This window comes from Burkholderia sp. KL41, from assembly GCF_057005415.2.
The window spans coordinates 461,015-485,751 of the sequence record NZ_CM189268.1 but is presented as its reverse complement, the minus strand read 5'-3'; the positions used below and the strand labels follow the sequence as shown (position 1 = coordinate 485,751).

Genomic DNA, 24,737 nt, shown 5'->3' with positions numbered 1-24,737 from the left:
CGAACGCGGGCGGCGCCGAACGATGTTCACCGCCCGTTCGCCGCCCTTCGCCGCCCTTCTCCTCCCGGCGTTCCCGGTACGCTCACGCGGGCGTTGCCTCGAGTTCGGCGGCGGCCGCGCGTTGCGTCGCCGGTTGCGCGACCGGCGACGGGCGCGTCGCATGCGCGTCGCCCGCATACAGCGCCTTCGGATCGAAGACCCGCGCCTGCAATGGCGTAAACGCGCGGAAGTTCCACAGGCTGCGCGCGACGAACACGCGCTGCACCCAGCGGAATGCCCGGTCGTTCTCGTCGTATTGCGGATCGAAACGGTCGCGCGAATGCAGCGTGAAATGGTTGTTGATCAGCACCAGCTTGCCGGGCTGTACCTGCACGCCGAACGACACTTCGCGCACCGCGCGATACAGGTTGGCCAGCGCCTCCTGCGCGCGCGCATTGACCGCCAGCACCATGTCCGGATAGAACGCGACCGTCACGCGCGGCGCGTCGAGCGGGCCCGACAGCACGGCGCTCAGGTCGGTATTGTCGCGCGGCGTCGGCGCCGCGCCGCGCCACCGGTACGGCACGCGGATGATGTAGTGCTCGCCGTAGAGTTGCGCGATGTCGTCCGGCGACAGCAGCTGCAGCGCGCGGCGCGCGTCGGCGAGCCGGGTGTACGGGCCGCCGCCGGCTTCGCTGCGCACGCCGAGCAGCAGCAACGCGAACGGCGACGTGTCGCCTTCCGGCATGTGCGCCTGCGCGGCGTTCTCGATATGGAAATCGAGCTCGACCTCGGAGCCGAGGCCCGTGTAGTCGCGTGCGGTCGCCTTGTGCGGCGTGAGGTTGTTCACGAGCTCGCGGCCTTCGTGCGCGATCGAATACGGCTCGCCGGCCAGCGTGCTCAAGGCGACCAGCACGTTCTCGCTCAACACGCCGGCCTTGAACGAGCGGCCGGTCTCCTCGAACCTCGGGCTGCCCTTCACGTCGTCGTCGATCGGCAGGTTGTCGATCTCGATCGAGCCGTGCGCATCGGCGGTCGGTGCCTTCGCGCGATCGAACGCATCGACGATCCGGTCGGGAAACGCGTTGTAGGCAAGCTTGCGCACCGCGCTGATGTAGCCCGCGCCGCCGGCCGGATCGTAGGCCAGTGCGCCGAGCGTCTTCCGGATGTGACCGGACTCCGCTGCCGTCAAGACGATGCGTTCATCTGCGAGATAGGTCATAGGTCTCTCGTATAAAGATCGGGGTTCGAAGGGCGGCATGGCACCGCCGCCGCGCGTTGCCGTCCTCGGGGCGCAGCGCTCGACAAGACTAGGAGACCGTCATTGCATTGCGAAATGATATTAAGTCGATTGCAAACAAAAATTTTCGATATAAGTTCAGCAACGTCGGCAGCGTCAGGCGGCGCCGATCGCACCACGCCTTAACACGAAAGGTGGTTAAAAAATCGCTGGTTATTATTTGTATTCGTTAGCAGGTCGATGCTAGTGTTCTGTCGGATTCGACGATGCGGCCGGCCGTCGATCGGCAGCCGGCGCCCTTCCTCCGCCCTACGGAACTCTGCCCGATGACCCGATTCCGCCTGCTGCGCCGTTCGTCCGGTCACGACGTGACCCTGCCCGCATACTGCCTTGCGCGCCACGCGGCACGGAGGCCGCAATGAGCGATCGCGCGCCGGCGCTCGGCGGCGCGCCGGCCGCCGTCGCACCGCCGCATCGCACGTCGCTGCGCGCGATCCTCCCGACCGTCGCGGCCGCGAGCCTCGGCTTCGCGATCGTTCAGCTCGACGTGACCGTCGTCAACGTCGCGATTCCGAGCCTCGGCCATTCATTCGGATCGAGCGTCCACGGGCTGCAGTGGATCGTCGATGCGTACACGCTGTCGTTCGCCGCGCTGCTGCTGACGTCCGGCACGCTGGCCGACCGCTTCGGCAGCCGTCGGCTGTTCGCCTACGGGCTCGCGCTGTTCCTGCTGGCATCGCTCGGCTGCGCGCTCGCGCCGTCGCTGGCCGCGCTGATCGCCGCGCGGGTCGCGCAGGGCGTCGGCGCCGCGATGATCCTGCCCACGTCGCTCGCGCTCATCACGCATGCGTGCGCGAACGATGCCGCCGCGCGCGTAAGGGCCGTCGCGTGGTGGAGCGCGACCGGCGGCGCGATCAGCGCGGCCGGGCCGACGCTCGGCGGGCTGCTGATCGATTCGCTCGGCTGGCGTGCGATCTTCTTCATCAACCTGCCGATCTGCGCGGCCGGGTTATGGCTCACGGTGCGCCATGTGCGCGATTCGGCCGCCGCACGCACGCGGCTGTTCGATCCGGCCGGCCAGATCGTCGCGGTGCTCGTGCTCGCGCTGCTGACGGGCGGGATCATCCGGGCCGGCGCGCAGGGGCCGGGCGACCCGTATGCGGCCGGCGCGCTGGCCGCGTCGGTCGTGCTCGGCGCGCTGTTCGTCGCGATCGAGCGCCGCGTGGCCGCGCCGATGGTGCCGCTCGCGTTCTTCCGGATCGCGCGCGTGCCGGGCGTGCTCGCGATCGGCGCGATCACGAATGCCGCGTTCTACGGGCTGATTTTCTCGCTGAGCCTCTATTTCCAGAATGCGCGCGGCTTCACCGCGACCGAGTCGGGGCTCGCGCTCGCGCCGCTCACGATCATCATGCTCGCCAACATCGCGAGCGCGTGCCTCGCCGTGCGGCACGGATTCCGCGCGACCGTCATCGTCGGGCTCGCGGTGTCGCTCGCGGGCTACGTGTGGCTGTGGCGGACCCTCGGCGCGCACACCCCGTATGCGCTGCTCGCGCCGGGGCTCGCGGCAATGGCGATCGGCGGCGGCATCGCGATTCCCGCACTGACGTCGACGCTGCTCGGCAGCGTCGAGGCCGGCCGCTCGGCCACCGCGTCGGCGATCCTCAATACCGCGCGCCAGGTGGGCGCGGCCGTCGGCGTCGCGGCGCTCGGCGCGCTGGTCGCGGGCCAGGGCGCCGCGATCGTGGCCGGCGCGTCACGCGCATTCGCCGTCGCGGCCGTGCTCGTGGCCGTCTGCATCGTGCTGGCCGCACGCTGGCCCGGCGATGCGCCCGAACCCGGCACACGAGCCTGAGCCCGCACCGGCCGCCTCCTTCAACCGATCCCACAGCCCAGCGAGGAATCCATGCCGCATCGTTTCATCGATACCGTCCTGATCGTCGACGGCGCGTCGACAGCCGCCTATCTGGCGCCCGCGTTTCGCGCCTACGGCATCCGTTGCGCGCACGTGATCAGCGACCCCGACCTGCCGGAGATCTACCGGAACCAGTTCGTCCCGTCCGACTACATCCGCCAGGTCCAGCATCGCGGCGACCTCGACGCGACGCTCGTGCAGCTGGCCGACCTGCGGATCGGCGCGGTGCTGCACGGCCTCGACGCGGCGCTGGAACTGGCCGACACGCTGGCCGAGCGGCTCGACGTGCCGTACCGCAATCCGCTCGCGACCTCGGCCGCGCGCCGCGACAAGTACGCGATGAACGAGCGCATCCGTCAGGCCGGCCTGCGCGCGCCGGCCCACTTCCACAGCACGTCGGTCGACGCCACGCTCGAATGGGCGCGCGCGCACGGCAGGCTGCCGCTCGTGGTGAAGCCGGCCCGCAGCGCGGGCGTGGCCGGCGTGAAGATCTGCCGGACACTCGACCAGATCGAGGCCGCCGCACGCGACGTGCTCGCCACCCGCTCGCTCTACAACCAGCCGAACGACGACATCGTGATCCAGAGCTATTCGGAGGGGCAGGAATACATCGTCGATTCGGTGTCCTTCGAAGGCCGCCATCGGGTGGTCAGCCTGTGGGAAGTGCACCGCGACCGCACGCATGCACCGCGGCTCGACAAGATGCTGGTGCTGAATCACGCCGACCCGCGTTACGCGCCGCTGCTCGACTACGCGGCCGACGTGCTCGACGCGCTGGAAGTCCGCTTCGGGCCGACCCATCTCGAACTGTTCGATACGGCCGACGGCCCGACGATCGTCGAGCTGAACGCGCGGCTGCACGGCAGCCTCGATCCGCGGCTGACGAGCGCGGTCAGCGGCGAGAACCACGTATCGGCCGCCGTCGAGGCCGTGCTGCATCCGGAGCGGCTGTTCGGCGAAGCCGCCGCGCCGACCGATTTCCGCGGTTACTGCGGGCACGTGCTGCTGCTGTCGTCGCGCAACGGCGTGCTCCGGCAGGACTTCACCTGGCAGGCGATCCAGGCGCTGCCGTCGTTCGTCGGGCTCAAGCAATGGGCCAAGGTGGGCGACACGCTGCGCGTGACGACCGACCTGCAGACGGCGCTCGGCACGGTCGGCCTCTACAGCCCGACGTTCGAGCGCCTGCTCGAGGATTGCCGGCGCATCCGCGAGATCGAGGCCGATTTCTTCGCGGACGAACGGGCGGTCGAGTCCGCCTAGTGTCTCCGCGTGGCGCGATCGGCGCCGCGCATGCGGTGCGGTGCGCTTGCGTTGTACTCCGCTAACGCGCGAGCAGCGCGCCCGCCTGCCGGCCGAGCACCGCGCGCAATGCGTCGAGCTCGGGCAGCGCGGGCGCTTCCTCGGGCGTGACGAGATAGGTCGTCACGTCGTCGAGATCGTCGAACGCGTGCGTGCGCAGCTCCTTGCGCGCCACGTGCTCGGTCGTGATCCGCTTCGGCAGGATCGCGACGCCCATGCCGGCTGCCACGCAGCCGAGGATCGCGCCGAACGTGCCGAACGACGCCACCGACCCGATCGCGATGCCGCGCGCCTTCAGCCAGTGCTCCGCGACCGCGCGATACGGGCAGCCGTCGTGAAACGCGAGCAGCCGCACCGTGTTGTCGGCCAGTACCTGCCGGCGCGTGACGGTGGCCGCGCTCACCAGCACCATCTCCTCGGCGAACGCCGGCTCGTAGCGCAACCCGGGCCGGACGACTGCGCGCGCGGTCAGTGCGGCGTCGATCCGGCCGCGCAGCAGCGCATCGGCCAGATCCGGCTCGCTGCCGATCTGCACCGTGAGGCCGAGCGCCGGATCGTGCGCCTTCAACGCGGCAGCGAGCGCCGGCAGCCGCGTGGCCGCCGTGCTTTCCATCGAACCGAGCCGGAAGCTGCGCGCGACCGGCGTCTCGCGCACCACCTGCGTCGCTTCGTCGACGAGGCGCAGGATGCGGTCGCAATACGGAATCAGCCGGCGCCCCGCGTCGTTCAGCACCAGCCGCTTGCCGTGCCGGTCGAACAGCGGCGCGTCGAGCGACTCCTCGAGCTGGCGCAGGCGCGCGGTGACGTTCGACTGCGTGCAGCCGAGCCGTTCGGCCGCGCGCAGCGCGCTGCCTTCCTGAACGACGGCCCGGAAGGTTTCGAGCAGAGGAATGTTCATATCACTATCTCTTGTTACCGATGCAGTTTATATCATTTTACTTCGCCAATATTCAGGAATAGCCTGACGGATATCCCGAACCGACCAGCCCCTTTCGAGGAAACCGCATGCCATCCGCCGCCTGCCCCGGCTTCGCCGCCGTTCACCACCGGCCCGAGGCGCCCCCGTGCGCACGCTGATTGCCGCGCTGGTGCGGCGCGGCCCGACGGTGCTCGCGGGCGGCGTCGGCCTCGGGCTGCTGGTGCCGCCGCTCGCGGACCTCGCGCGGCCGCTGATGCCCGTCACCGTGTTCCTGTTCGTGCTCGGCACGCTGCTGCGCGTCGAGCCGAGCGCCGTGCGCGCGGTCGCGCGGCGGCCGGCCGTGTCGCTGCTGCTGCCCGCCGCGACGATGATCGCGTGCCCGGTCGCGCTCGGCATCGCCGCGCGGCTCGCCGGCATGCCGTACGACTGGGTCGTCGCGCTCGTGATCGCGTACTGCGCGCCGCCGTCGAGCGGCACATCGACGATCGCGCGGATGCTGTCGCTCGACGCCAGCGTCGCACTCGTCGCGACGCTCGCGTCGATGGTGTTCGTCCCGCTCACCGCGCCGCTGCTGACGGCCTGGTTCAGCCACGATGCGGCCGTGTCGATCTCGCCGTTGAATCTCGCGTTGCGGCTCGCGCTGCTGATCGGCAGCGCCGAGGGCGTCGCGCTGCTCGTGCGAAGGTTCGCGGGTTCCCGGCTCGACCGCTATGCGACACCGATCGATGCGACCGTCGTCGCCGCGCTGCTGGTGTTCGCGCTCGGCACGATGGCCGGCATGCAGCAATCGATCATCGACGCGCCGCACCGCGCGTTGACGGCCATCGCACTCGCGTTCGCCGTCAACGCGGGCTTCCAGATCATCGCGTACGGGCTCACGCCCGGCGACGTCCGCACACGGCTCAATGTCGCGCTGATCGTCGCCAATCGCAACGTCGGCCTGATGTGGGCCGCGCTCGGGCTCGCCGCGACGCCCACCATGGCGCTCGTGTTCTCGTGCGCGCAGTTGCCGATCTACACGCTCCCGCGCGTCGTCCAGCATCTGCTGCCGCGCCTCGAGGCACAGCGCCTGCGCCGGCGTGCACGTTAGCCGGCGCGCGACGCCCCCTTCTTCACCGATCAAGGATCCAGCATGAAGCGACTCATCGTGATCGGCGCACGCGCCACCGGCAGCAGCCTCGCGCTCGTGCGCGGTGCGCTCGCCCGCCAGGTGGCCGTGACCGTCATCACCGCGCCCGGTCACAGTCTGGACGGCGTCTTTCCGGACGGCGTCGAGACGATCCATCTCGAACCCGATGCCGCGCTGCTCGCCGGCTGGCTGCGCGCGCGCTATCCGGACAAGATCGACACGCTGCGCGTGACGACCGCGCACGACACCTATGCGCGCACCGCCGCGTGGGTCGCCGACGCGCTCGGCCTGCCCGGCCCCGATGCGCGCCACGTCGCGCACGCGGTGTCGAAGTCGAACCAGAAGGCACTGCTCGCCGCGCACGGCATCCCGGCCGCGCAATTCGTCACGGGCACGCTGGCCGCGCCGGCGGCACTCGCCGCCGCGGCCGCTCCGCTGCGTTTCCCGGTCGTCGTCAAGCCGTCGGAAGGCTCGGCGAGCGACGGCGTGCGGCGCTGCGAGGACATCGCCGACGTGCGCGCTCAACTCGACGCGCTCGCCGCCGCTCGAGCCGATACACAGGCGCTTGCGACCGAGCGCATCGTGATCGAGGAATTCCTGGGCGGCAGCGAATACTGCGTCGAGTATTTCGACGGGCGCTATGTCGGCGCGATGCGCAAGCTGAAGCGGCATGGCGCCGGCTTTCTCGAACGCGGCTATACGTCCGAACTCGATCTCGACACGCCGACGCTGCGCGCGCTGATCGACGTCGGTACGCGCGCAACGGCGGCCGCCGGGCTGACATGGGGGCCGGTGCACCTGGACTGCATCGTGCACGACGGCGTGCCGCACGTGATCGAACTGAATCCGCGCATCGCCGGCAGCTTCATCTGCGACATCGTGCGCGACGGCTACGGCTTCGACGTGGCCGAAGCGTTGCTCGACAAGCTCGACGGGCGCCCGGTCTCGATTCCCGAGCGGTTCGAACCGCTCGCGTATGCACGCGCCGAATTCCTGCTCGACAGCGACCCCGGCGCCTGGCGTTTCGCGCAGGCGGGCGAGATCCGCGACGGCACGGTCACGATCAGCTACGGGCCGCAGGTGTTGCCCGATCGCGAGCGGCGAGCGTTTCTTTATGTGCGGGTTGCGCTGCCGGTTGCGCACGGTGTGCACGAGACGCCCGCGCGTCCCGGCTCGTCGGCCCACCGGGCGTCCGTCGCGCCACCGGCCGTATCCGGCTGACGGAACGGTTGGGACAAGCGCCCGACTCGACAGGCGCCGTGCCGGCCTGCCCGGCACGCGCGTTCAACCCGTCATCACACTGGAAACCGGGAGCGGCAAAGCGGAATCGGCCACCCGTCCACATCACGCCGCGTGGAAACGGGCGAATACACGTGGCGGATTCGGCAAAGCTACACTGCCGACCGGTACCGCAGCCTTTTCACGGGCGGCGCATCGAGCGTCGGCTGATGCGTCGCATGCGAAGCGGTTGACCCGCACCGTCACAGATTGCGCCCCAACAACTGCCCCGGCCACCCGTCCACGTCGAAGGTCGACAGCCGCTCATACCCGCAGGACTCGTAGAAGCGCACCAGCGCGCCGGTCCCGCCCCCATAACAATCCACCCGCAAGCGCGCCACACCGGCAGCCCGGGCGCGCTCATCCGCAAAGGCCATGAGCCGCCGGCCGACACCACGCGCCCGCGCATCGCGCGACGCAACCAGCACCCTCACGTAGATTTCCGGCTCGGTCGCGGGCGGCACGTAGGGCATCGATTCGCCCAGGATCAATGCGCCCAGGATGCGGCCGTCGGGCGATTCCGCCACCCACGCGTCGGGCAGCGCACAGGCTTCCGTCACGAGCGCAATCCGCTTCGGTTGCGTCGACCAGGGTTCGCGGCCCCATTGCCCGTCGTTGCCGATGTCGACGAACCACGCAATCACTTGATCGAAGATCTCCAGCACGGCCGGCGCATCCAGCGCACTGGCACGTCGGATCAGCCGCTCGTCCGTTCCTGTCACCGTCACGTTCAACACTCCTTCGCCGGAGTCGACGACCGGCGCATGGTTGGATGTCACGCCGGGCTACCCGAGGAGGCGCGATGGGAGCCTGGCGATCAAGCCTGCTACGGTACTGAAATTCCACCCTGTTGATCAAGGCGTGACGGCCCACGATCCAACTTGACGGGTTGGCTTCGTCGCACGCCCCGGGAGGTCGGCGTCAGGCGAGGGGTCGAGCGACGATGACGCGCACGGAGGTTGCCGACGGACTGCAACACGCCGCGGCGTCGCAGACGGATCGGCACGGAAAAAGCTGTTCGATTCCGTGGCGAGGGTGCCGGACGATCATGCTGCAGCGCATTACACGTGGCCATCACGTGATGACGGCAGGTCGACGCGCCGCCTGCTACGCACCGCGCCGCATCGAAACAAAAGGAAACGAAACGATTCCCGCGCGAATGTCGCCCTTCGCGGCAAAAATATACAATCGTCGCGATGCATCGAAGGCATGAAGCGCCGGCCGCCCACTCTCGCTCGCCACCATGAACGCACCCGCTGACCCCACTCCCTCCGCCCCGCCGGTACTCGGCGTCTATCGGCAACTGGCGGACCCGTCCGCCGGGCAATGGATCGTCAGCCGCTCCGAACGCGCGCACATGTACCGCATCCAGCATCATCGTCCCGACGGCAGCACGTCGGTCGATACGGTCGTCGACGCGGACAACCTCGATGCGAAGCTGCACAAGTGGATCCAGGAAGGTTTCGTCCGGCGCGAAACGGGCGACCATGCGGCCCCCGCGCATCGCGACCGGTTCATGCAGGACCTCCGACACGCGCACGCATCGCGGCCGGCGGCCACCGGCGACGCGGCGCACGTCGTGCCGGTGTGCGGCGTGCCGATGCCGCGCGGCCCGGGCGGGCCGCTCGTGCCGCCACGGAACCCCGCCTACCTGTTCACCACGCGCGCGACGGACGTGCTGGAAGACATCGTCGAGAACCGGCGCATCCTGTTGATCGGCCACACCGGCACCGGCAAGACGAGCCTGATCGAGCAGGCCGCCGCGCTGGCCGGCCACGGCGTGCTGCGCTCGAACATGAACGGGCAGACGACGGTCGGCGACTTCGTCGGGTTCTGGACCGTCAAGGGCGGCGAGACCCGCTGGGTCGACGGCGTGCTGCCGACCGCGATGCGCGAAGGGCTGTGGCTCATCGTCGACGAGATCGACTTCGCGGAACCGGCCATCCTCGCGGTGCTCACCGCCGTGCTCGAACCGGCCGGACGCCTGTTGCTGAAGGAGAAAGGCAACGAGATCGTCGTCCCGCATCCGTCGTTCCGGCTGTTCGCGACCGCCAATGCGGCGGGCGCGATGGGGCAGTTCCGCCATCTGTACCAGGGCGCCAACGTGATGAACGAGGCATTTCTCGACCGCTGGCGCGTATACCGCCTCGACTACCTGCCGCCGTCCGACGAGGCGCGCGTGCTGCAGCGCACGTTCGGCGCGGCCATGACCGAGGCGATGGCCGGCACGCTCGCGGCGATCGCGGCGGACTGCCGCGCCGCGTTCGTCCGCGAGGATCTGGCCAGCGCGTTCTCGACGCGGCGCCTGATCGACTGGGCCGACCTGATGCTGCGCACCGGCGATCCCGAAGCGGCCGCCGGCCCGACGATCTATGCGAAGGTCGGCGCGGAAGACGCCGATCTGATCCGCAGCATCATTCGCCACTACATCGACGTCGGGGCCTGACGCGATGGACCGCGACGACGATGCGCGCTCGCTCCACCTGACCCGGCTGGCCCGCACGCTCGCGCAACGACACGGCATCGAGGTACGGTTCGCGCGCCACGGCCCGCTCGCGCAGCGCGACCTGCTGGTGCTGCCCGACACGCTGCTCGCGGGCGACGTCGACGACGACGCGATCGTCGGCCTCGTCGACCTCCACGCGGCGCGTGTCCGCTTCGGCGCGATCGATGACGTTGCCGCGCTGGCGTCGCCCGCGGTGCGCGCGATTGCGCAGGCGATCGACGACCGGCGCGCGGCCGGCCGCCTCGTTGCGCGCTATCCCGGCGCGATGACGTTCCTGCGGCAAATGCGGGTGGCGTCGGCCGCCGATACGCTTCGACGTTGGCCACGGATGGCGTGGCGCGACAAGCTCGTATGGCGCATCGAGCGTGCGCTGTGGAACGAAGCGCCAGCCACGATCGAGCGCGTCCCGTCGCTCGACGCGACGCTCGCCGCGTTGGACGATCTCGTCGACGAAGCGCGCGCCGCGGCTTCGACGCCCGACAGCATCCGCGCCGCGCACCGGATCGTCGAGCGCGTCCGCGCGCTGGCGTCGGCCGGTGCGAACAACATGATGTTCACGGCCGATCCGGGCAGCACGATCGACAGCGACAGCATCGCCGCCGAATTCGACTCGAACGGACCGGGCGCGCCGGACGATGCACGTGCGCCGGTTTCGGCCGAATCGGGCGCCGGCGCGATCGCCGACACGGAATCGTCCACGGCATCACCGACGCCGGGCGAGGCGACACCCGGCACGATCCGCCTGTCCGCGGACCATCGGCCGCTGCTGTCGGTCCCGCTGACCACCGCATTCGACACGGTGACGGACTTCACCGGCAAGGGCGATGCGGCGCGCTGGCACCGCCTGCGAAGCGCGGCCCGCGCGCAGACCGAGCCGCTCAAGCTGAGACTCGAACGCGCGTTGAAAGTGGACGAGCAGACGCGCTGGAAACGCGAACAGGAACGCGGCGAACTCGACCGGATGGCGCTCGCCCGCCTCGTCACGTCGCCCGGCTACCGCACGCCGTTCCGTGTCCGCCGCGCCGCGCCCGGGCGCGATGCGGCCGTCGGCCTGCTGATCGATTGCAGCGGGTCGATGGCCGGCAGGAAGATCGAGCTCGCCCGGCTGTGCGCGGCGGCGCTGTGCGATGCGCTGATGCAGCTCGGCTTCGCGTGCGAAGTGCTCGGCTACAGCTCCGTCGAAGACGCCGCGATGCGCGCGCATTACCAGCGCTGGATCGACGCCGGCCGCGACACGTTCGGCTATAACCGCTTCGTCGAACGGCTCGACCTGCGCGTCTACAAGCGGTTCGATTCCGACAACCCGAGCGGCCTCGCGTGCATCGAATGCGGCCACGAGAATCCCGACGGCGAGGCGTTGAGCTGGGCCGCCGAACGGCTGCTGGCGCAGCGTGCGCGGCGGCGGATCCTGATGGTGCTGTCGGACGGTTATCCGGCCACCGGCGACGGCAACCCGGCGATCCTGCGCACCGACCTGCGCGCACGCGTCGATGCGCTGCGCGAGCGGCGCGTCGAACTGATCGGCGTCGGGATTCTCGACGATTCGGTCGAAGCGTTCTATCCGGTCAGCAGCGTGGTGGAACATCTGCACGAGCTGCCGGCCGCGGCGTTCAGTGTCCTGAGCGATACGCTGCTGGACCGGCGCTAACCTCCGCCACGGCCGCAGTCTCGTTCGCGCTCTCGTTCGCGCTCGCGCCTTCGTTCAAGTTTCCGCCGGCCCGCCGGATCGGCAGCCGAACGCAGAACGTCGTGCCGCGCCCGGGTTCGCTCGTCACGTCGATGGTGCCGCGATGGCGCTCGACGATCCCGTGCGACACCGACAAGCCGAGCCCCGTGCCCTGCCCGACCGGCTTCGTCGTGAAGAACGGATCGAAGATCCGCCGGACGACGTCGGGCGTCATGCCCGTGCCGGTGTCGCTGATCGCGATCGACACCTGCTCGCCGTCGCTCGACGTGCGGATCGTGATCACGCCGCGCTCGGGAATCGCTTGCGCCGCGTTCACCAGCAGGTTCATGAAGACCTGGTTCAACTGCGACGGCAGGCATTCGACCTGCGGCACGTCGCCGTAGTCGCGCACGATCTCGGCCTTGTACTTGAGTTCGTTGTGGACGACGTTGAGCGTGCTTTCCAGCCCTGCACGAAGATCGACCACGCTCCACTCGTCGCTGGCCGGACGCGAGAAATCGCGCAGGTCCTGCACGATGCGCCGCACGCGCAGCGCGCCGTCGATCGACTCGTCGATCAGCGTCGCGATCTCGCCGCGCACGTAGTCGAGGTCCGCCGCGCGGCCCAGTGCCGTCAGCGCATCGCGCGCGGCCGGGTCGAGCTGCGGCAGCGCGGCTTCATGCGCGGCGATCACGTCGAGCAGGCTGCGCACCCACGTCTTCAACGTATTGAGGTTCGCGCTGACGAACCCGATCGGATTGTTGATCTCGTGCGCGACACCGGCCGCGAGCTGACCGATCGACGCGAGCTTTTCCGACTGCAGCAGCTGCACGTGGGTTTCCTCGAGCGCGTGCAACAGGCGCCGCTGCTCCTCCTTCTCCTGTTCGAGCCGCGCCTGCGCGGCCTTGCGTTCGTCGATCTCGGTCGCCATGTTCTCGCGTGTACGTTGCAGCATCGCCGTCGTCTGTTCGTAGCGGTGCAGCGCGCGCTCCAGTTCGGCGGTGCGCAAGCGCACGAGCCGCTCGAGCGTATCGGTCATCCCGCGCAGGAAGGTTGTGCGCGCATCGAATCGGCTGAGCAGCAGCGTGACGACCAGGGTTCCCGTCGTAAACAGCGCGACGGTCGTCGCGAGCCACGGCGTGTCGACCCCGTTCGCGGCCCCGCATCGCGCGTCCGGCGCGAAATGCGCGGCCGCCATCGCCGTGTAGTGCATGCCGGTAATCGCGACGCCCATGACGACGGCCGCGCCGACGCGCTGGGCGGTCGCATGGCGTGCCTGCCGTGCGCGCAGCGCCTGCGCGATCCACAACGCGGCGGTCGACGCGATCACCGCGATGCCGATCGACGCGGCGAACAGCACGGCATCGTAGCGAATGCCGGGCGCCATGCGCATCGCGGCCATCCCCGCGTAATGCATGCCGGCGATCCCGCCGCCCATCAGCACGCCGCCCGTGAGCAGCCGCCGCCAGCCGAGCCGCGCGCGCGTGACGACATACAGCGCGAAGTACGACACGAGCACGGCAATCGCCAGCGACGCCCCCGTATCCGGCAACGCGTAGCCGAGCGGAATCGGCAGTGAGAACGCGAGCATGCCGACGAAATGCATCGACCAGATGCCCGTCCCCATCGCCGCCGCGCCGCCGCCCAGCCACATGCGCCTGAGCTTCGGGTTGTCGAGCAGAGAAATGAAGGCGGCGAGGTCGAGTGTCGTATAGGAGGCCAGCGTCGCGATCGCGACCGACAGCAGGACGAGCGGAAGATTGTAGGTGCCGTGCATGATCGAGCGCCCGAATCGAGGTGAGTGCGTTGCCGCGGCGCGCGTGCGCACCGCGGCCGTCAGGCCGCGCGTCCGGGCTCAGGCGGGCGCCGCGCCCGCATTCGGCGCGGCCTGCGCCGGCTTCGCCGCCTGGCCGGCCAGCACCAGGATGTCGAACGCCGTCCCCTCGCGCGTCTCGAAGCGGCGCACGAGCTCGATCTGGTGCGCGGACATCACGCTGCCCTTGGTCATCAGCAGCACGCCGCGATGCGTGCGCAGATCGTCGGCGAGCTGCATCCCCTCGCGCAGCTGCGCGGACTTGATCTCCGCGACGGACGCCGCGATGCCGAGGCTCGCCGGGTCCCGCATCAGTTCGGCCAGGCTTTCGACGATGCGCGGGTCGTAACGCACGCCGGCCTGCGAACGCATTGCGTCGAGCGCCTGCTCGACCGAATGCGGCGCACCGATGTCGCCATTGCGCAGCCCCTCGAAATCGCGCGCGATCGCGACGATCCGCGAGCCGGGCGGGATCGAGTCGCCGGCCAGGCCGTCCGGCGTGCCGCGCCCGTTGAAGCGCTCGTACTGGTGCAGCACGATCGACGCGACCTTGTGCAATTGCGCGACCGGCGTCAGCACCATCTGCGCGCGCAGCGGATGCTGCTGGAACAGGCCGTGCTCTTCCGCCGTCATCCGCGTGAGCGGCTTGTGCAGCAATTCGTCCGGCAGCGACAGCTTGCCGATGCCATGCAGCAGCCCCGCGAAGTAGACGTCCTGCGCATGCAGCTCGCTCATCCCGGAGGCCAGCGCGAGCCGTCGCGCGATCTCGCCGACCCGCATCGCGTGACCGCTGGCCGACCCGCAGCGCATCTCGATCATGCTCGCGCACACCTGGACCATCGCGGTGAAGCTGCTTTTCAGGTCGCGCTGCGCGGCTTCGAGGAACATCACGGTCTGGCCGAGTTCCTCGGTGCGCGCGCGAACCTGCGTTTCGAGTTCCGTGTTGAAACGGCGCAGCGCTTCGTTCTGCGCTTCCGTCAGCGCGGCGAGCCGCGCCGCCTCGTGCCGCAAACGGCGCTGCTCCAGCGCCTGTTCGATGGTCAGCAGCAGGTCGTGATCGTCCCACGGCTTGTTCAGGTAACGATAGACGCCGCCTTCGTTGACGGCCTGCATGACCGACGCGATCTCCGCATAACCGGTCAGCAGGATGCGCATCGTGTCCGGGTAGAGCGTCCGGGCACGGGCCAGGAACTCCGCGCCGCTCATGCCGGGCATCCGCATGTCGGACACGATCAGGTCGACTTCGGTCGACGCCAGCACCTCGAGGGCAGCCTCGCCGCTTTCCGCGGTCAGGATCTCGTAGCCGGCGGGCCGGAACACGCGCCGGAGCGCCGACAGCACGCTCGGCTCGTCGTCGACCAGCAGGATCGACGGCACGGCATCCGCGTCGTCGGATGTCGCTGCCGCCCCGGTCGTTTCAGGCGATACCGCATTCGGTCCGTTTGTTGCAGATGTCGTCATGATTGGCCTCGGATCATGTAGTTATGTTCTCTCTGCATCATCGGCATGCGCCGCGCATTCGATATCCGGGAAAACGCTGATGCGCTCACCCGGATCACACCCCGCATGCGTCGTCACGACGCGCGGGCATGTGCGTGCTACGCCGTCGCCGAACCCGGTTCGCGCACGTAGTAGATGTCCCACTCCGCTTCGTCGGCCTGCATGAAGCCGTGCCGCGCATAAAAACGGTTCGAATCGCTGCCGCGCAGCGCGCCGACACGCACGGGCACGCGCTGCGCGTCCGCCTCGGCAAAGATCCGCTGCAGCACGGCCGCGCCGATGCCCTTTCCCTGGTGCGCGGGCACGATGTACAGATGGTCGAGCAACCAGTGGTCTTCCTGCGGCCGAACCACGAAGAAACCCGCGTTCACGCCATCGGCTTCGATGAAGCGGCATAGCGCCGGGTCGAACGACGCGAGAAAGCGCTCGCGCGCACGCCGCGGATCGAAGCGGCCGATGCGCTCGAGGCTGTCGCGCATCGCGGCGATGCGAATGGCGACCAGCGTTTCGGCATCGGACCGGGTGGCGAGGGGAAAGGTCAGGTTCATGGGCAAGTCGTGCACACGTGGAGAAAACGCCCGGCATCGCGACGCATCGCGGCGCGGCGCGGCCGCCAAAGCGTGCTCGCGATGCCGGCCGCCGGCCGGCACGCACGGCGCGCGTCAGGGCGTCTCGATGCCTTCCGCACGCGTGGCAAGGAATCGCAAGTACCTGGCATCCTCGTCCTCGAACAGCTCCGGCCCGCCCGCCATGTATGCGCGCATCAGTTCGTCGGCCGCGCGGTCGAGATTGCCCAGTTCGAACTGGCACTGGCCGAGCCGCAGATGCAGGAACGGGTTGCCGATCGCGTTGGGGAAGTGCATCGCCTGGCTGAGATTCTCGCACCCGGCCGCGTAGTCCTCTTGAAGGAAATTCGCGTCGCCGATCGCGGCCATCAACCACGTTCCGGCCTCCCAGTTGGTCTTCGGTTCGGGAAGCAGGTCGAATCCTGCCCGGAATTTCTCCAGTGCGCCTTCGTAGTCGCCGTCTTCCATCAACGCATCGCCCGCGTCGCTCAGCGCGCCGATGCGCTCATACAGCTCGTTGTCCAGTTCCGCCATGTCGAATCCCTGTTCCTGAGTTGAAATCGGCCCGGTGCGGCCGGTGGTTGCGATGCGATCGCGTGTGGTGTGGCGTGCCGTGTTGCGGTCTTGCCCGTTCATCCGCCCGGCATTCGTCCAGCATACCCGAGCCGTATGACGCGCGTGTCTCGACTTGCCGCGCACGTGTCCGGCACCTGCCGAACGATTCGCGTCGGCGTCGTGCGCGTGAATCCCGATGCCACGCAGGCGGAGCCCCATGCCACCATGACCCACCCGTTTGCGCGGCCGATGCGGCGATTCGCAGCGTCGGTGTCTCATGCGGCACGGTGATCTCGTGCGTGCCGCCCCGGCCGCCAAAGGCGGCGGTGGTTGTGCCGCGGCGACCACCGTGGCACGATGCCGGGTTCGTTTGCTCGGTGAAAGGGAGCTGGAAGCGATGTTGTCTTGCCGACTGAGGTGGTACGCGCTGGCGACGTCAAGCCTGCTGCGCAGGCATTGGCAGGCGCTGCTCCTGCTGGCCATGCTGTTGCTGCCGGCGATGCCGGTTTTTTCGCAGACGCGAATTCTGGGCGCGCCGGTACTCGCGGCGCTGGCACCGTCGCATGGCATCGAATGGCGGTTCGCGTGGGTGCATCTGCTCGAAGCCGTGGGCATCCTGTGGGTGCTGGCGCAGCGTCGTGCGATCACCGGGGGGCCGTTCGTCACCTTCCTCGCGTCCTTGCCCGTCTCCAGCGGCCGCCGTCGCGCCATCGACACGATCGTCGTGATCGTCGCGAGTACGCCGCTGCTGCTGCCCGTGCTTGCCGCCGCCATCGCGCTCGCCTTCCTGCCGCAAAAGGCGATCAACTACCTGTTCGTTCTCGACCTGTTCCTGATCACGCTCGGATGGCAATTGACCGCGCTGTCGCGCAACATCCGCAATGCAATCGCGTTGATCGTTGCCAATGTCTTCCTGATCGGCGGCTTTCACGCCGAGGGGGCGTTACGTCTCGCGTGGCTGACCATGGCATTGTTGCTCGCCGCTTTCACGATTGCGCATACGGCCCCTGCGCGGGCCGCCCGTTCGGAAATGCCGGGGGCGTTCTCGCGTCGCATCGCGGATGCGATCCGCGTCCGTGTCCGGAACGGGCTGCCGCCCATCGCGAGGCTGCAGATCGGCATCCTGCGGGACCGCGCCGCGAGCACCGCCGGGCACTGCCTGATGATGGGTGCGGTCACCGCTTCGACATGCTTCCTGCTTGCGCTCTGGGGGTTCGACCAGCGCGCCATTCCGCTGACGCTGATCGCGCAGGCCGCCATCGCGCTGATCGCGGCGACGACGTATCGCGATTTGCAGGCGGCGCACCTGCATGCGTCGCACTTCATGCAATCGTTGCCGCTGTCGACCTTTGCGAAGCGCCGGGCCGACTGGCTGACCGTTGCCGCGCTGGCGCTGCCGTTCGCCGCCGTCGCCCCGCTGTTGCTGGTGACGCGCGGCGTGCTGTCATCGCAGATGGCGGCGGCGCTCGTGTGTTCGGGCGCACCGCTTGTCGCATTACACTATCTGCCGCAACGCTACGCGTCCCGACAATCCGTGTTGTTGGGCATCGTGCTGACCGCAGTCTGGGTCATGCTGGCCTGGCAAGTTTTCGTTTGATTACCCGATCCATGCTCCGCTTCGACAATCTCGGCAAGCGCTTCGACAAGCGCGTCATCTTCCAAGGGCTCAACTTCGCATCCGGCGCCGGGTGCGTGGCGCTGTGCGACGAAAACGGCAGCGGCAAATCGACGTTGCTCGGCATTCTCGCGGGCACGATCGACGCGGACGAAGGCGAGGTCTGGCTCGGCGGCCATTCCCTGCGCACCGCGCCGCTCGCGGCGAAATCCGCGCTGGCCTATGTACCCGACGATTGCCTGACGTATCCGTTCCAGACCGGACGCGCGTTTCTCGATCTCGTGGCGGCCGCCAAGAAAACCGTCGTCGACACCCGCACGCTCGAGCTGGCCGATCGATTCGGGCTCGCCCCGCATATGGACAAGCGCTTCGAGCAGATGTCGCTCGGCACGCGCAAGAAACTGTTCCTGACGGCGACGACACTCGGCGCGCCCACCGTCGTGATCGCCGACGAACCGGGCAACGGGCTCGACGCCGCGTCGCGTGCGGTGCTCGTCGACCTGTTCAGGACGTTGGCTGCGGACCGTGCCGTCTTTTTTTCGAGTCACGACCTGGCGCTGGCGCGCGCATGCGACGCAAGGATCACCAGTTTCGCGGAACTGGGAGCGGCTGGATAGGGAACATCGTCACGCGCGGTCGTGGGGGAAGCACCGGAGCGGCTGCGTGACATGAGGAACGACGAGGAGAGGCGCTGGTACCGTTCGCGGCAAGCTGCGGTATCGACGGCAGGCAAGGATCTGGTGCCTGTTGCGTATTCGTGCGGATAGGCGCGATAGCGCTTTCACATGGGACAGCGGTCGACCAGCACCATTCCGGTGGCCGGCCAGGTGCCGGCAATCGTCATGCCGATGATGGAGCCGCCGCCCGCTCCAACAGCATCATTCGCGTGGTTCGTCGATCCACGCACCGACGATCGATCGCGCTCTTTTCCCGGAAGTGCGAAACATCCGATTCCGTCTCGCACTTCCGTGATCTTTCCGATACGCGTGTCGGGCATGTCGGGCCCCGATCAACCCGCCGTTCGACACCACGGCCGCTGACCGTTCGACCCGCGCACCCATACGCCCATACGCCCGTGCGCCCCGACCGTCAGGCCTTCAACGCCCCGAAGACCTCGTCCAGCATCTTCTTGGCGTCGCCGAACAGCATCCGGTTGTTGTCCTTGTAGAACAGCGGATTGTCGACGCCAGCATAACCTGAAGCCATGCTGCGCTTCATCACGATCGACGTCTTCGCCTTCCACACCTCGAGCACCGGCATGCCGGCGATCGGGCTGGTCGGATCTTCCTGCGCGGCCGGGTTCACGATGTCGTTCGCGCCGATCACCATCGACACGTCGGCTTCCGGGAAATCGCCGTTGATCTCGTCCATCTCCATCACGATGTCGTAAGGCACCTTCGCCTCGGCGAGCAGCACGTTCATGTGCCCCGGCATGCGGCCGGCCACCGGATGGATCGCGAAACGCACGTCGACGCCCTTCTCGCGCAGCACCTTCGTGAGCTCGTGCACCGTGTGCTGGGCTTGCGCCACCGCCATCCCGTAGCCGGGCACGATGATCACGCTCTTGGCATCGCGCAGCAGCTCGGCCGTCTCCAGCGCGCTCACCGCCACCACTTCGCCGGCCGGCTGCGCGCCGGCGCCTGCCGCCGCGGGCGCACCGCTGCCGGTGCCGAAGCCGCCCGCGATCACGCTGATGAAGTTGCGGTTCATCGCGCGGCACATGATGTACGACAGGATCGCACCCGACGAGCCCACCAGCGCGCCGATCACGATCAGCAGGTCGTTGCCGAGCATGAAGCCGGTGGCCGCCGCCGCCCAGCCCGAGTAGCTGTTGAGCATCGACACCACGACGGGCATGTCCGCGCCGCCGATCGCCATCACCATGTGCACGCCGAACAGCAACGACACCACCGTCATCACGATGAGCGGCGTCATGCCGTCCTGGATCGTCTCCGCATGCAGGAACGCACGACCGTAATAGATCACGATCAGCAGCGCGGCGAGGTTGAGCCAGTGCCGTGCCGGCAGCAGCAGCGGCTTGCCGCCGATCTTGCCGGAGAGCTTGCCGAACGCGATGACCGAGCCCGCGAAGGTCACCGCGCCGATCAGGATGCCGACGTAGATTTCCACTTCGTGGATCGCGTGTTCGGCACCCGTGAACTGAACCGACGTATCGATGTAGCTCGCGAAACCCACCAGGCACGCCGCCAGGCCGACCAGGCTGTGCATCAGCGCAACCAGTTCGGGCATCTGCGTCATCTGCACCTTCTTCGCGGCGACGAGGCCGACGGCACCGCCGACGACCAGTGCAGCCACGATATACGGAATGCCTTCGGCCGACACGCGCGGGCCGAGTACGGTGGCGAGCACGGCGATCAGCATGCCGATCATGCCGAGCAGGTTGCCGCGGCGCGCGGTCTCGGGGTTCGCCAGCCCGCCGAGGCTGAGGATGAAGAGGATGGCCGCGCCGATATAGGAGACGGTAGTCAGGTTGGAAGTCATTGTTGTCGTCTCCTTACTTGCGGAACATCGCCAGCATGCGGCGCGTCACCGCGAAACCGCCGAACATGTTGACGGCCGTGAGCGTCAGCGCACCCACCGCCAGGCCGAGGATCAGCCCCGAAGGACGGCCCTCCGCCGCGGCCTCGCCCAGCGGCGGCGCGACCTGCACCAGCGCGCCGATCGCGATGATCGACGAGATCGCGTTGGTGACGCTCATCAGCGGCGTATGCAGCGACGGCGTGACGTTCCAGATCACCATGTAGCCGACGAAGCAGGCCAGCACGAACACCGTGAAGTGCGACAGGAACGTGGCCGGCGCGAACTGGCCGACCAGCAGGAACGCCAGTGCGCCGACGGCGAACGTGATGGCGAGCGACTTCGCCGACATCGGCGCGCCGCTGCCGTGCCCGTGCCCCTTGGACGCGGCTGCCGCGACCGGCGGCGTGGCGGGTTTCGGTGCCGCGACCGGCTGCTGGATCGGCGGCGGCGGCCAGGTCACGTTGCCTTCCTTGATGACCGTGAGGCCGCGGATCGCGTCGTCGTTGAAGTCGACGTTGATCGTGCCGTCCTTCGCCTTGCATAGCTCCTCGATCACGCGCAACAGGTTGGTCGCGTACAGCGTCGACGACTGTCGCGCCAGGCGCGACGCGAGATCCGTGTAGCCGACGATCGTCACGCCGTGGCGGACCACCGCCTCGCCCGGCACCGTCAGCTCGCAGTTGCCGCCCTGCTCGCCGGCCATGTCGACGATCACGCTGCCCGGCTTCATCGACTGCACCATCTCGGCCGTGATGAGCTTCGGTGCCGGCTTGCCGGGAATCAGCGCGGTGGTGATGATGATGTCCGCGTCCTTGGCCTGCTGCGCGTACATCGCGCGCTGCGCCTGCTGGAAGCCTTCGCTCATCACCTTCGCGTAACCGCCGCCGCCCGAGCCCTCTTCCTCGTAGTCGACCTTGACGAATTCGCCGCCGAGCGACTTGACCTGGTCGGCCACTTCCGCGCGCGTGTCGTTGGCGCGCACGATCGCGCCGAGGCCGGCGGCCGTGCCGATGGCCGCGAGGCCGGCGACGCCCGCGCCGGCGACGAACACCTTGGCCGGCGGCACCTTGCCCGCGGCCGTGATCTGCCCGTTGAAGTAACGGCCGAACGCATGGGCCGCCTCGATGACGGCGCGGTAGCCGCTCACGCCGGCCATCGACGTGAGCGCATCCATCTTCTGCGCGCGCGACAGCGTGCGCGGCAGGGAATCGATCGCCAGCACCGTGGCCCGCTTCGCGGCCAGCTGCTGCATCAGTTCGGGGTTCTGCGCCGGCCAGACGAAGCCGACCAGCGTGCTGCCTTCACGCAACAGCGCGACTTCCTCGCTGCTCGGCGGGCGCACCTTGAGGACGATATCGCTGCGGCCCCACAGATCGGCGGCCGTCGCCACGACTTCGGCCCCGGCCGTGCGGTAGTCGTCGTCGCTGAAGTTCGCGCCGGTGCCGGCACCGCTTTGCACGGCCACCGAGAACCCGAGCTTGATCAGCTTTTCGACCACGTCGGGAACCGTCGCTACGCGCCGTTCCTCGTTGGCCGTCTCCAGAGGGACCCCAATCAGTAATGTCATATCCTGAACTGTCAGTAGTGGCCGTCGCTAGGAGTTACGGCCTGCGTTTCAAGTCACCCAACTCAATCCGTGTACGACGCTGTTCCGCGGGCAGCTTCGCACTGCCGCGCCGAATTCACAAACTGTTCATCCTCTAAACAATCGGCTTGTCAGATCCGGACGGTTCATGCTCCAGCCTGATTTTTCCGACGAATAGCCGGCGCATGATCCATTCGGATAAGAACTGCGAAGCATATCCCGTGCCAAAGTCTTTCCGAAATTTATATTTTGAATCGGCGCGCATTCAATCCATGAATCCCCTGTCTGGACACGACGGGCCGGCAACGTCGCGTTTACCCGCAGGAACGGCTCCGCACGGCCTGTCAGCGCGTGAATTCGCTTGAAATCCGCATTCAATCCGTTCAAAACGCGAAAAACCGGTTATCGGCACAAAAGTTTCGGAATCGGTTTCATCGCGAATATCCCGTTTCTCCGCACCATGCAATTTGTCGCGCGCGAACGACATCATCCGCGTGGCCGATGACATCCGGTGCCCGGCGAGTTTAAGGGAGAACGCAGCCTGTCAGGATCAAGCGCGACGACGATCACTCGCGCTGCGCGTCGACGTGGGCACGGATGCGGCGCGCGCCTTCTTCCGGCGTGCATGTCGACGTGTCGATGCGCAGCGCGTAAGGCCGCGAATATGCCGGATGCCCGAACTGGGAGCGGGCCATGCCCTCGCCGCGATCCGGCCTCGCGCGTTCGCGCTGTTCGAGGATGTCCAGCGGGCACGTCACGCCGATGACGAAGGTCTGACGCGGCGACAGCGCGGCAAGGCATGCGTCGAGCGCGGCCGGATCCCGGAGCACGAGATCCAGCACGATCTCGAAATGGCTGGCCGCGATCCGCGCGAGCGTCGACTGCAGGTTGAGCTGGTGGAGTCTCAGTGCCTGATTCAGCTCCTCGTCCGATCGCATGTCACGTCGGCGCGACATCTCGACGAACGCGTCGAGCGAGACGTGAAACGTCGGCACGTCCGAATCTTGCTGGAGCGCCCTGGCCAGGCTGCTCTTCCCTGCGCTGGTCGGGCCGTGCAATACGACGGCAACGGGTTTCATGGCGATGGTCGATGGGCGAGGTGCCCGGTTGCCGCGATGAATCAGGATGCTAGCCCAATTTTCGCCGCCCATCGACACGCCCGGCCGGCGCTTCGGCGAGCCCGCGCAACGCCGCCGCGTTCCCGGCGCCGTCCGCGATCTCGTCCAGTGCCCGGTTGTTGGTGCGCGGCCCGAACACGCCGATCGACACCATCACGATCAGCATGCTGCCGCCGATCAGCACGAACACGACCGACACCCCCGCGCGTTCGAGCAGCAGCGCGACGATGAAACTGCTCGCGATCCCCGTCAGGCGGCCGATCGAATGCACGAAGCCAAGCGCGCGCCCGCGGATCTCGGTCGGAAACACTTCCGACTGGTACGCGGTGCCGTTGCTCGCGAGCACCGTGTTGGACAGCGTGACGAGCAAGCCGAACGCGATCACGAACGGCGCCTGCGCCGACATCGCGAACGCGGTGCCGAACAGCGCGACGCCGAACGCCGACGCGACGATCAGCCATTTGCGCTCGACCCGGTCGGCGAGCAGGCCGACGACGAACGGCGACACCGGATACGCGAACGCGATCACGAACGCATACCAGAGGCTCTTCGTGACGCTCGCGCCCTGCGCGGCGAGCAGCGTCGGCAGCCACTGGCTGAAGCCGAAGAAACCGATGCTCAGGAAGGCATTGAACGCGATCAGCATCGTCGTGCGGCCGCGATGCCGCGCATCCCACATCGACGGCGCGCGCTGTGCGGCAGTGGCCGTGGCCGCCGCGACCGGCGTCGGGACTGCGGGCAGCGGCCGGCCGGATTCCCGCTCGACGGCCTGCTCGAGCCGCTGCAGCACGGCTTCGGCCTCGGCCTCGCGGCCCGTGTGGGCGAGCCAGCGCGGCGACTCCGGCAACCGCGACTGCAGCCACCAGACGAAAACCGCGCCGCTGCCGCCGAGCAGCACGACCCAGCGCCATCCGGACATGCCGAGCGGATCGTGCGGCACCCATAACCACGACACCAGCGCCAGCACGGGCATCGCGAGATAGCCGACCGCGAAGCACAGCGCGAACGCGCGGCCGCGCACCGCCTTCGGCACCAGCTCGGTCAGGAACGCGCCGATCGTGATCAGCTCCGCGCCGATGCCGCAGCCCGCGATGAAACGGCATACGAGGATGCCGAGCGCATGCGTCTGCACGCACATCGCCAGGCTCGCCGCCGTGTAGAGCAGCAGCGCGCCGGTGAACAACGCGCGCCGCCCGAAGCGGTCCGCGAGGCGCGACACGAACATCTCGCCGACGAACAGCCCGGCGAACGTCGCCGCGCCGAGCGCGCCCTGGTCCGACATGCCGAGCACGCCGTGCGAGCCCGCGTGAAAGATGCCGTCGCGGATCAGCCCGGGCGGCAGGTAGGTCATCTGGAACAGGTCGTAGACCTCGAAAAACCCGCCGATGCTCAGGAACAGCACGAGCGTCCAGATGGTGGCCGTCGCGGGCAGACGGTCGATGCGGGCGGCGATCGACGCCGCATGGGAATGGGACATGGCGATTCCTCGATGATCCGCCCGCGCGGCCTGCGCGAA

21 protein-coding genes are annotated in these 24,737 nt (G+C 68.4%); 9 read left to right on the top strand and 12 right to left on the bottom strand.

Annotation, left to right across the window (positions count from 1 at the left end; translation table 11 throughout):
* Positions 1 to 82: 82 nt before the first annotated feature.
* The gene (locus PQB87_RS36205) at positions 83 to 1,201 is read right to left on the bottom strand and encodes a TauD/TfdA family dioxygenase (RefSeq protein ID WP_060063766.1); all 1,119 of its coding nucleotides are present in this window, start codon (positions 1,199 to 1,201) and stop codon (positions 83 to 85) included.
* Between the two features lie 436 nt (positions 1,202 to 1,637).
* Here PQB87_RS36205 and PQB87_RS36200 point away from each other — a divergent pair, with 436 nt between their 5' ends.
* Together PQB87_RS36200 and PQB87_RS36195 are read left to right on the top strand one after the other, a co-directional pair.
* On the top strand, positions 1,638 to 3,071 hold the full coding sequence (locus tag PQB87_RS36200; protein ID WP_489245069.1) for an MFS transporter: 1,434 nt from the start codon (positions 1,638 to 1,640) through the stop codon (positions 3,069 to 3,071).
* Positions 3,072 to 3,122: 51 nt separating this feature from the next.
* Entirely contained in the window at positions 3,123 to 4,391 is a 1,269-nt protein-coding gene (locus tag PQB87_RS36195; protein ID WP_489245068.1) for an ATP-grasp domain-containing protein, read from the top strand.
* 61 nt (positions 4,392 to 4,452) lie between these two features.
* Here the strand turns inward: PQB87_RS36195 and PQB87_RS36190 are convergent, their stop codons facing one another.
* Complete coding sequence (locus PQB87_RS36190; protein WP_059688233.1) at positions 4,453 to 5,328, bottom strand: LysR family transcriptional regulator; 876 nt, start codon at positions 5,326 to 5,328, stop codon at positions 4,453 to 4,455.
* A 166-nt stretch (positions 5,329 to 5,494) separates the two neighbouring features.
* Here PQB87_RS36190 and PQB87_RS36185 point away from each other — a divergent pair, with 166 nt between their 5' ends.
* Positions 5,495 to 6,439, top strand: coding sequence for a hypothetical protein (locus tag PQB87_RS36185; protein WP_489245066.1), 945 nt, complete (start codon positions 5,495 to 5,497; stop codon positions 6,437 to 6,439).
* 42 nt (positions 6,440 to 6,481) lie between these two features.
* Entirely contained in the window at positions 6,482 to 7,699 is a 1,218-nt protein-coding gene (locus tag PQB87_RS36180; RefSeq protein ID WP_489245065.1) for an ATP-grasp domain-containing protein, read from the top strand.
* 260 nt (positions 7,700 to 7,959) lie between these two features.
* Here the strand turns inward: PQB87_RS36180 and PQB87_RS36175 are convergent, their stop codons facing one another.
* Positions 7,960 to 8,535, bottom strand: a complete 576-nt coding sequence (locus tag PQB87_RS36175; RefSeq protein ID WP_502291570.1) for a GNAT family N-acetyltransferase — start codon at positions 8,533 to 8,535, stop codon at positions 7,960 to 7,962.
* A gap of 164 nt (positions 8,536 to 8,699) precedes the next feature.
* On the opposite strand from PQB87_RS36175, the gene PQB87_RS36170 reads away from it, so the two are divergent.
* The 3 genes from PQB87_RS36170 to PQB87_RS36160 are packed head-to-tail and all read left to right on the top strand — an operon-like array spanning position 8,700 to position 11,910.
* Positions 8,700 to 8,969, top strand: a complete 270-nt coding sequence (locus PQB87_RS36170) for a hypothetical protein (protein ID WP_489245064.1) — start codon at positions 8,700 to 8,702, stop codon at positions 8,967 to 8,969.
* 30 nt (positions 8,970 to 8,999) lie between these two features.
* Positions 9,000 to 10,202, top strand: coding sequence for an ATP-binding protein (locus tag PQB87_RS36165; RefSeq protein ID WP_489245062.1), 1,203 nt, complete (start codon positions 9,000 to 9,002; stop codon positions 10,200 to 10,202).
* 4 nt (positions 10,203 to 10,206) lie between these two features.
* The gene (locus tag PQB87_RS36160) at positions 10,207 to 11,910 is read left to right on the top strand and encodes a cobaltochelatase CobT-related protein (RefSeq protein WP_489245061.1); all 1,704 of its coding nucleotides are present in this window, start codon (positions 10,207 to 10,209) and stop codon (positions 11,908 to 11,910) included.
* Here PQB87_RS36160 and PQB87_RS36155 read toward each other — a convergent pair.
* The 4 genes from PQB87_RS36155 to PQB87_RS36140 form a co-directional block, all read right to left on the bottom strand.
* Positions 11,873 to 13,705: a histidine kinase gene (locus PQB87_RS36155; RefSeq protein WP_489245059.1), complete on the bottom strand. Its 1,833-nt coding sequence runs from the start codon at positions 13,703 to 13,705 to the stop codon at positions 11,873 to 11,875. The genes PQB87_RS36160 and PQB87_RS36155 overlap by 38 nt on opposite strands.
* A 78-nt stretch (positions 13,706 to 13,783) precedes the next feature.
* Complete coding sequence (nosR, locus tag PQB87_RS36150) at positions 13,784 to 15,202, bottom strand: response regulator c-di-GMP phosphodiesterase, NosR family (protein WP_489245057.1); 1,419 nt, start codon at positions 15,200 to 15,202, stop codon at positions 13,784 to 13,786.
* Positions 15,203 to 15,339: 137 nt separating this feature from the next.
* Positions 15,340 to 15,789 carry a GNAT family N-acetyltransferase gene (locus PQB87_RS36145; protein WP_124815084.1) on the bottom strand — a complete coding sequence of 150 codons (450 nt, stop codon included), beginning with the start codon at positions 15,787 to 15,789 and terminating at the stop codon, positions 15,340 to 15,342.
* A gap of 114 nt (positions 15,790 to 15,903) precedes the next feature.
* Positions 15,904 to 16,341 (bottom strand): tetratricopeptide repeat protein, encoded by a 438-nt coding sequence (locus tag PQB87_RS36140; protein ID WP_059648671.1) that lies wholly within the window; start codon positions 16,339 to 16,341, stop codon positions 15,904 to 15,906.
* A 298-nt stretch (positions 16,342 to 16,639) separates the two neighbouring features.
* On the opposite strand from PQB87_RS36140, the gene PQB87_RS36135 reads away from it, so the two are divergent.
* Both PQB87_RS36135 and PQB87_RS36130 read left to right on the top strand, forming a co-directional pair.
* On the top strand, positions 16,640 to 17,959 hold the full coding sequence (locus PQB87_RS36135; RefSeq protein ID WP_489245055.1) for a DUF6136 family protein: 1,320 nt from the start codon (positions 16,640 to 16,642) through the stop codon (positions 17,957 to 17,959).
* Positions 17,960 to 17,970: 11 nt separating this feature from the next.
* The gene (locus tag PQB87_RS36130) at positions 17,971 to 18,594 is read left to right on the top strand and encodes an ABC transporter ATP-binding protein (protein WP_059688242.1); all 624 of its coding nucleotides are present in this window, start codon (positions 17,971 to 17,973) and stop codon (positions 18,592 to 18,594) included.
* A gap of 164 nt (positions 18,595 to 18,758) precedes the next feature.
* Here PQB87_RS36130 and PQB87_RS36125 read toward each other — a convergent pair whose 3' ends face one another.
* The 5 genes from PQB87_RS36125 to PQB87_RS36105 all read right to left on the bottom strand — a co-directional run bounded on the left by PQB87_RS36125 (position 18,759) and on the right by PQB87_RS36105 (position 24,698).
* Entirely contained in the window at positions 18,759 to 18,974 is a 216-nt protein-coding gene (locus tag PQB87_RS36125) for a hypothetical protein (RefSeq protein ID WP_489245053.1), read from the bottom strand.
* Positions 18,975 to 19,066: 92 nt separating this feature from the next.
* Positions 19,067 to 20,479: a Re/Si-specific NAD(P)(+) transhydrogenase subunit beta gene (gene pntB / locus PQB87_RS36120; RefSeq protein WP_059688243.1), complete on the bottom strand. Its 1,413-nt coding sequence runs from the start codon at positions 20,477 to 20,479 to the stop codon at positions 19,067 to 19,069.
* Between the two features lie 13 nt (positions 20,480 to 20,492).
* A complete protein-coding gene (locus PQB87_RS36115) occupies positions 20,493 to 22,085 on the bottom strand; it encodes a Re/Si-specific NAD(P)(+) transhydrogenase subunit alpha (protein WP_233345134.1) in 1,593 nt (530 codons plus the stop codon).
* A 584-nt stretch (positions 22,086 to 22,669) separates the two neighbouring features.
* Positions 22,670 to 23,254, bottom strand: coding sequence for a chloramphenicol phosphotransferase CPT family protein (locus tag PQB87_RS36110; protein WP_081075942.1), 585 nt, complete (start codon positions 23,252 to 23,254; stop codon positions 22,670 to 22,672).
* On the bottom strand, positions 23,232 to 24,698 hold the full coding sequence (locus PQB87_RS36105; RefSeq protein ID WP_489245050.1) for an MFS transporter: 1,467 nt from the start codon (positions 24,696 to 24,698) through the stop codon (positions 23,232 to 23,234). Before PQB87_RS36105 ends, PQB87_RS36110 begins: the two co-directional genes overlap by 23 nt.
* Positions 24,699 to 24,737: the final 39 nt, after the last annotated feature.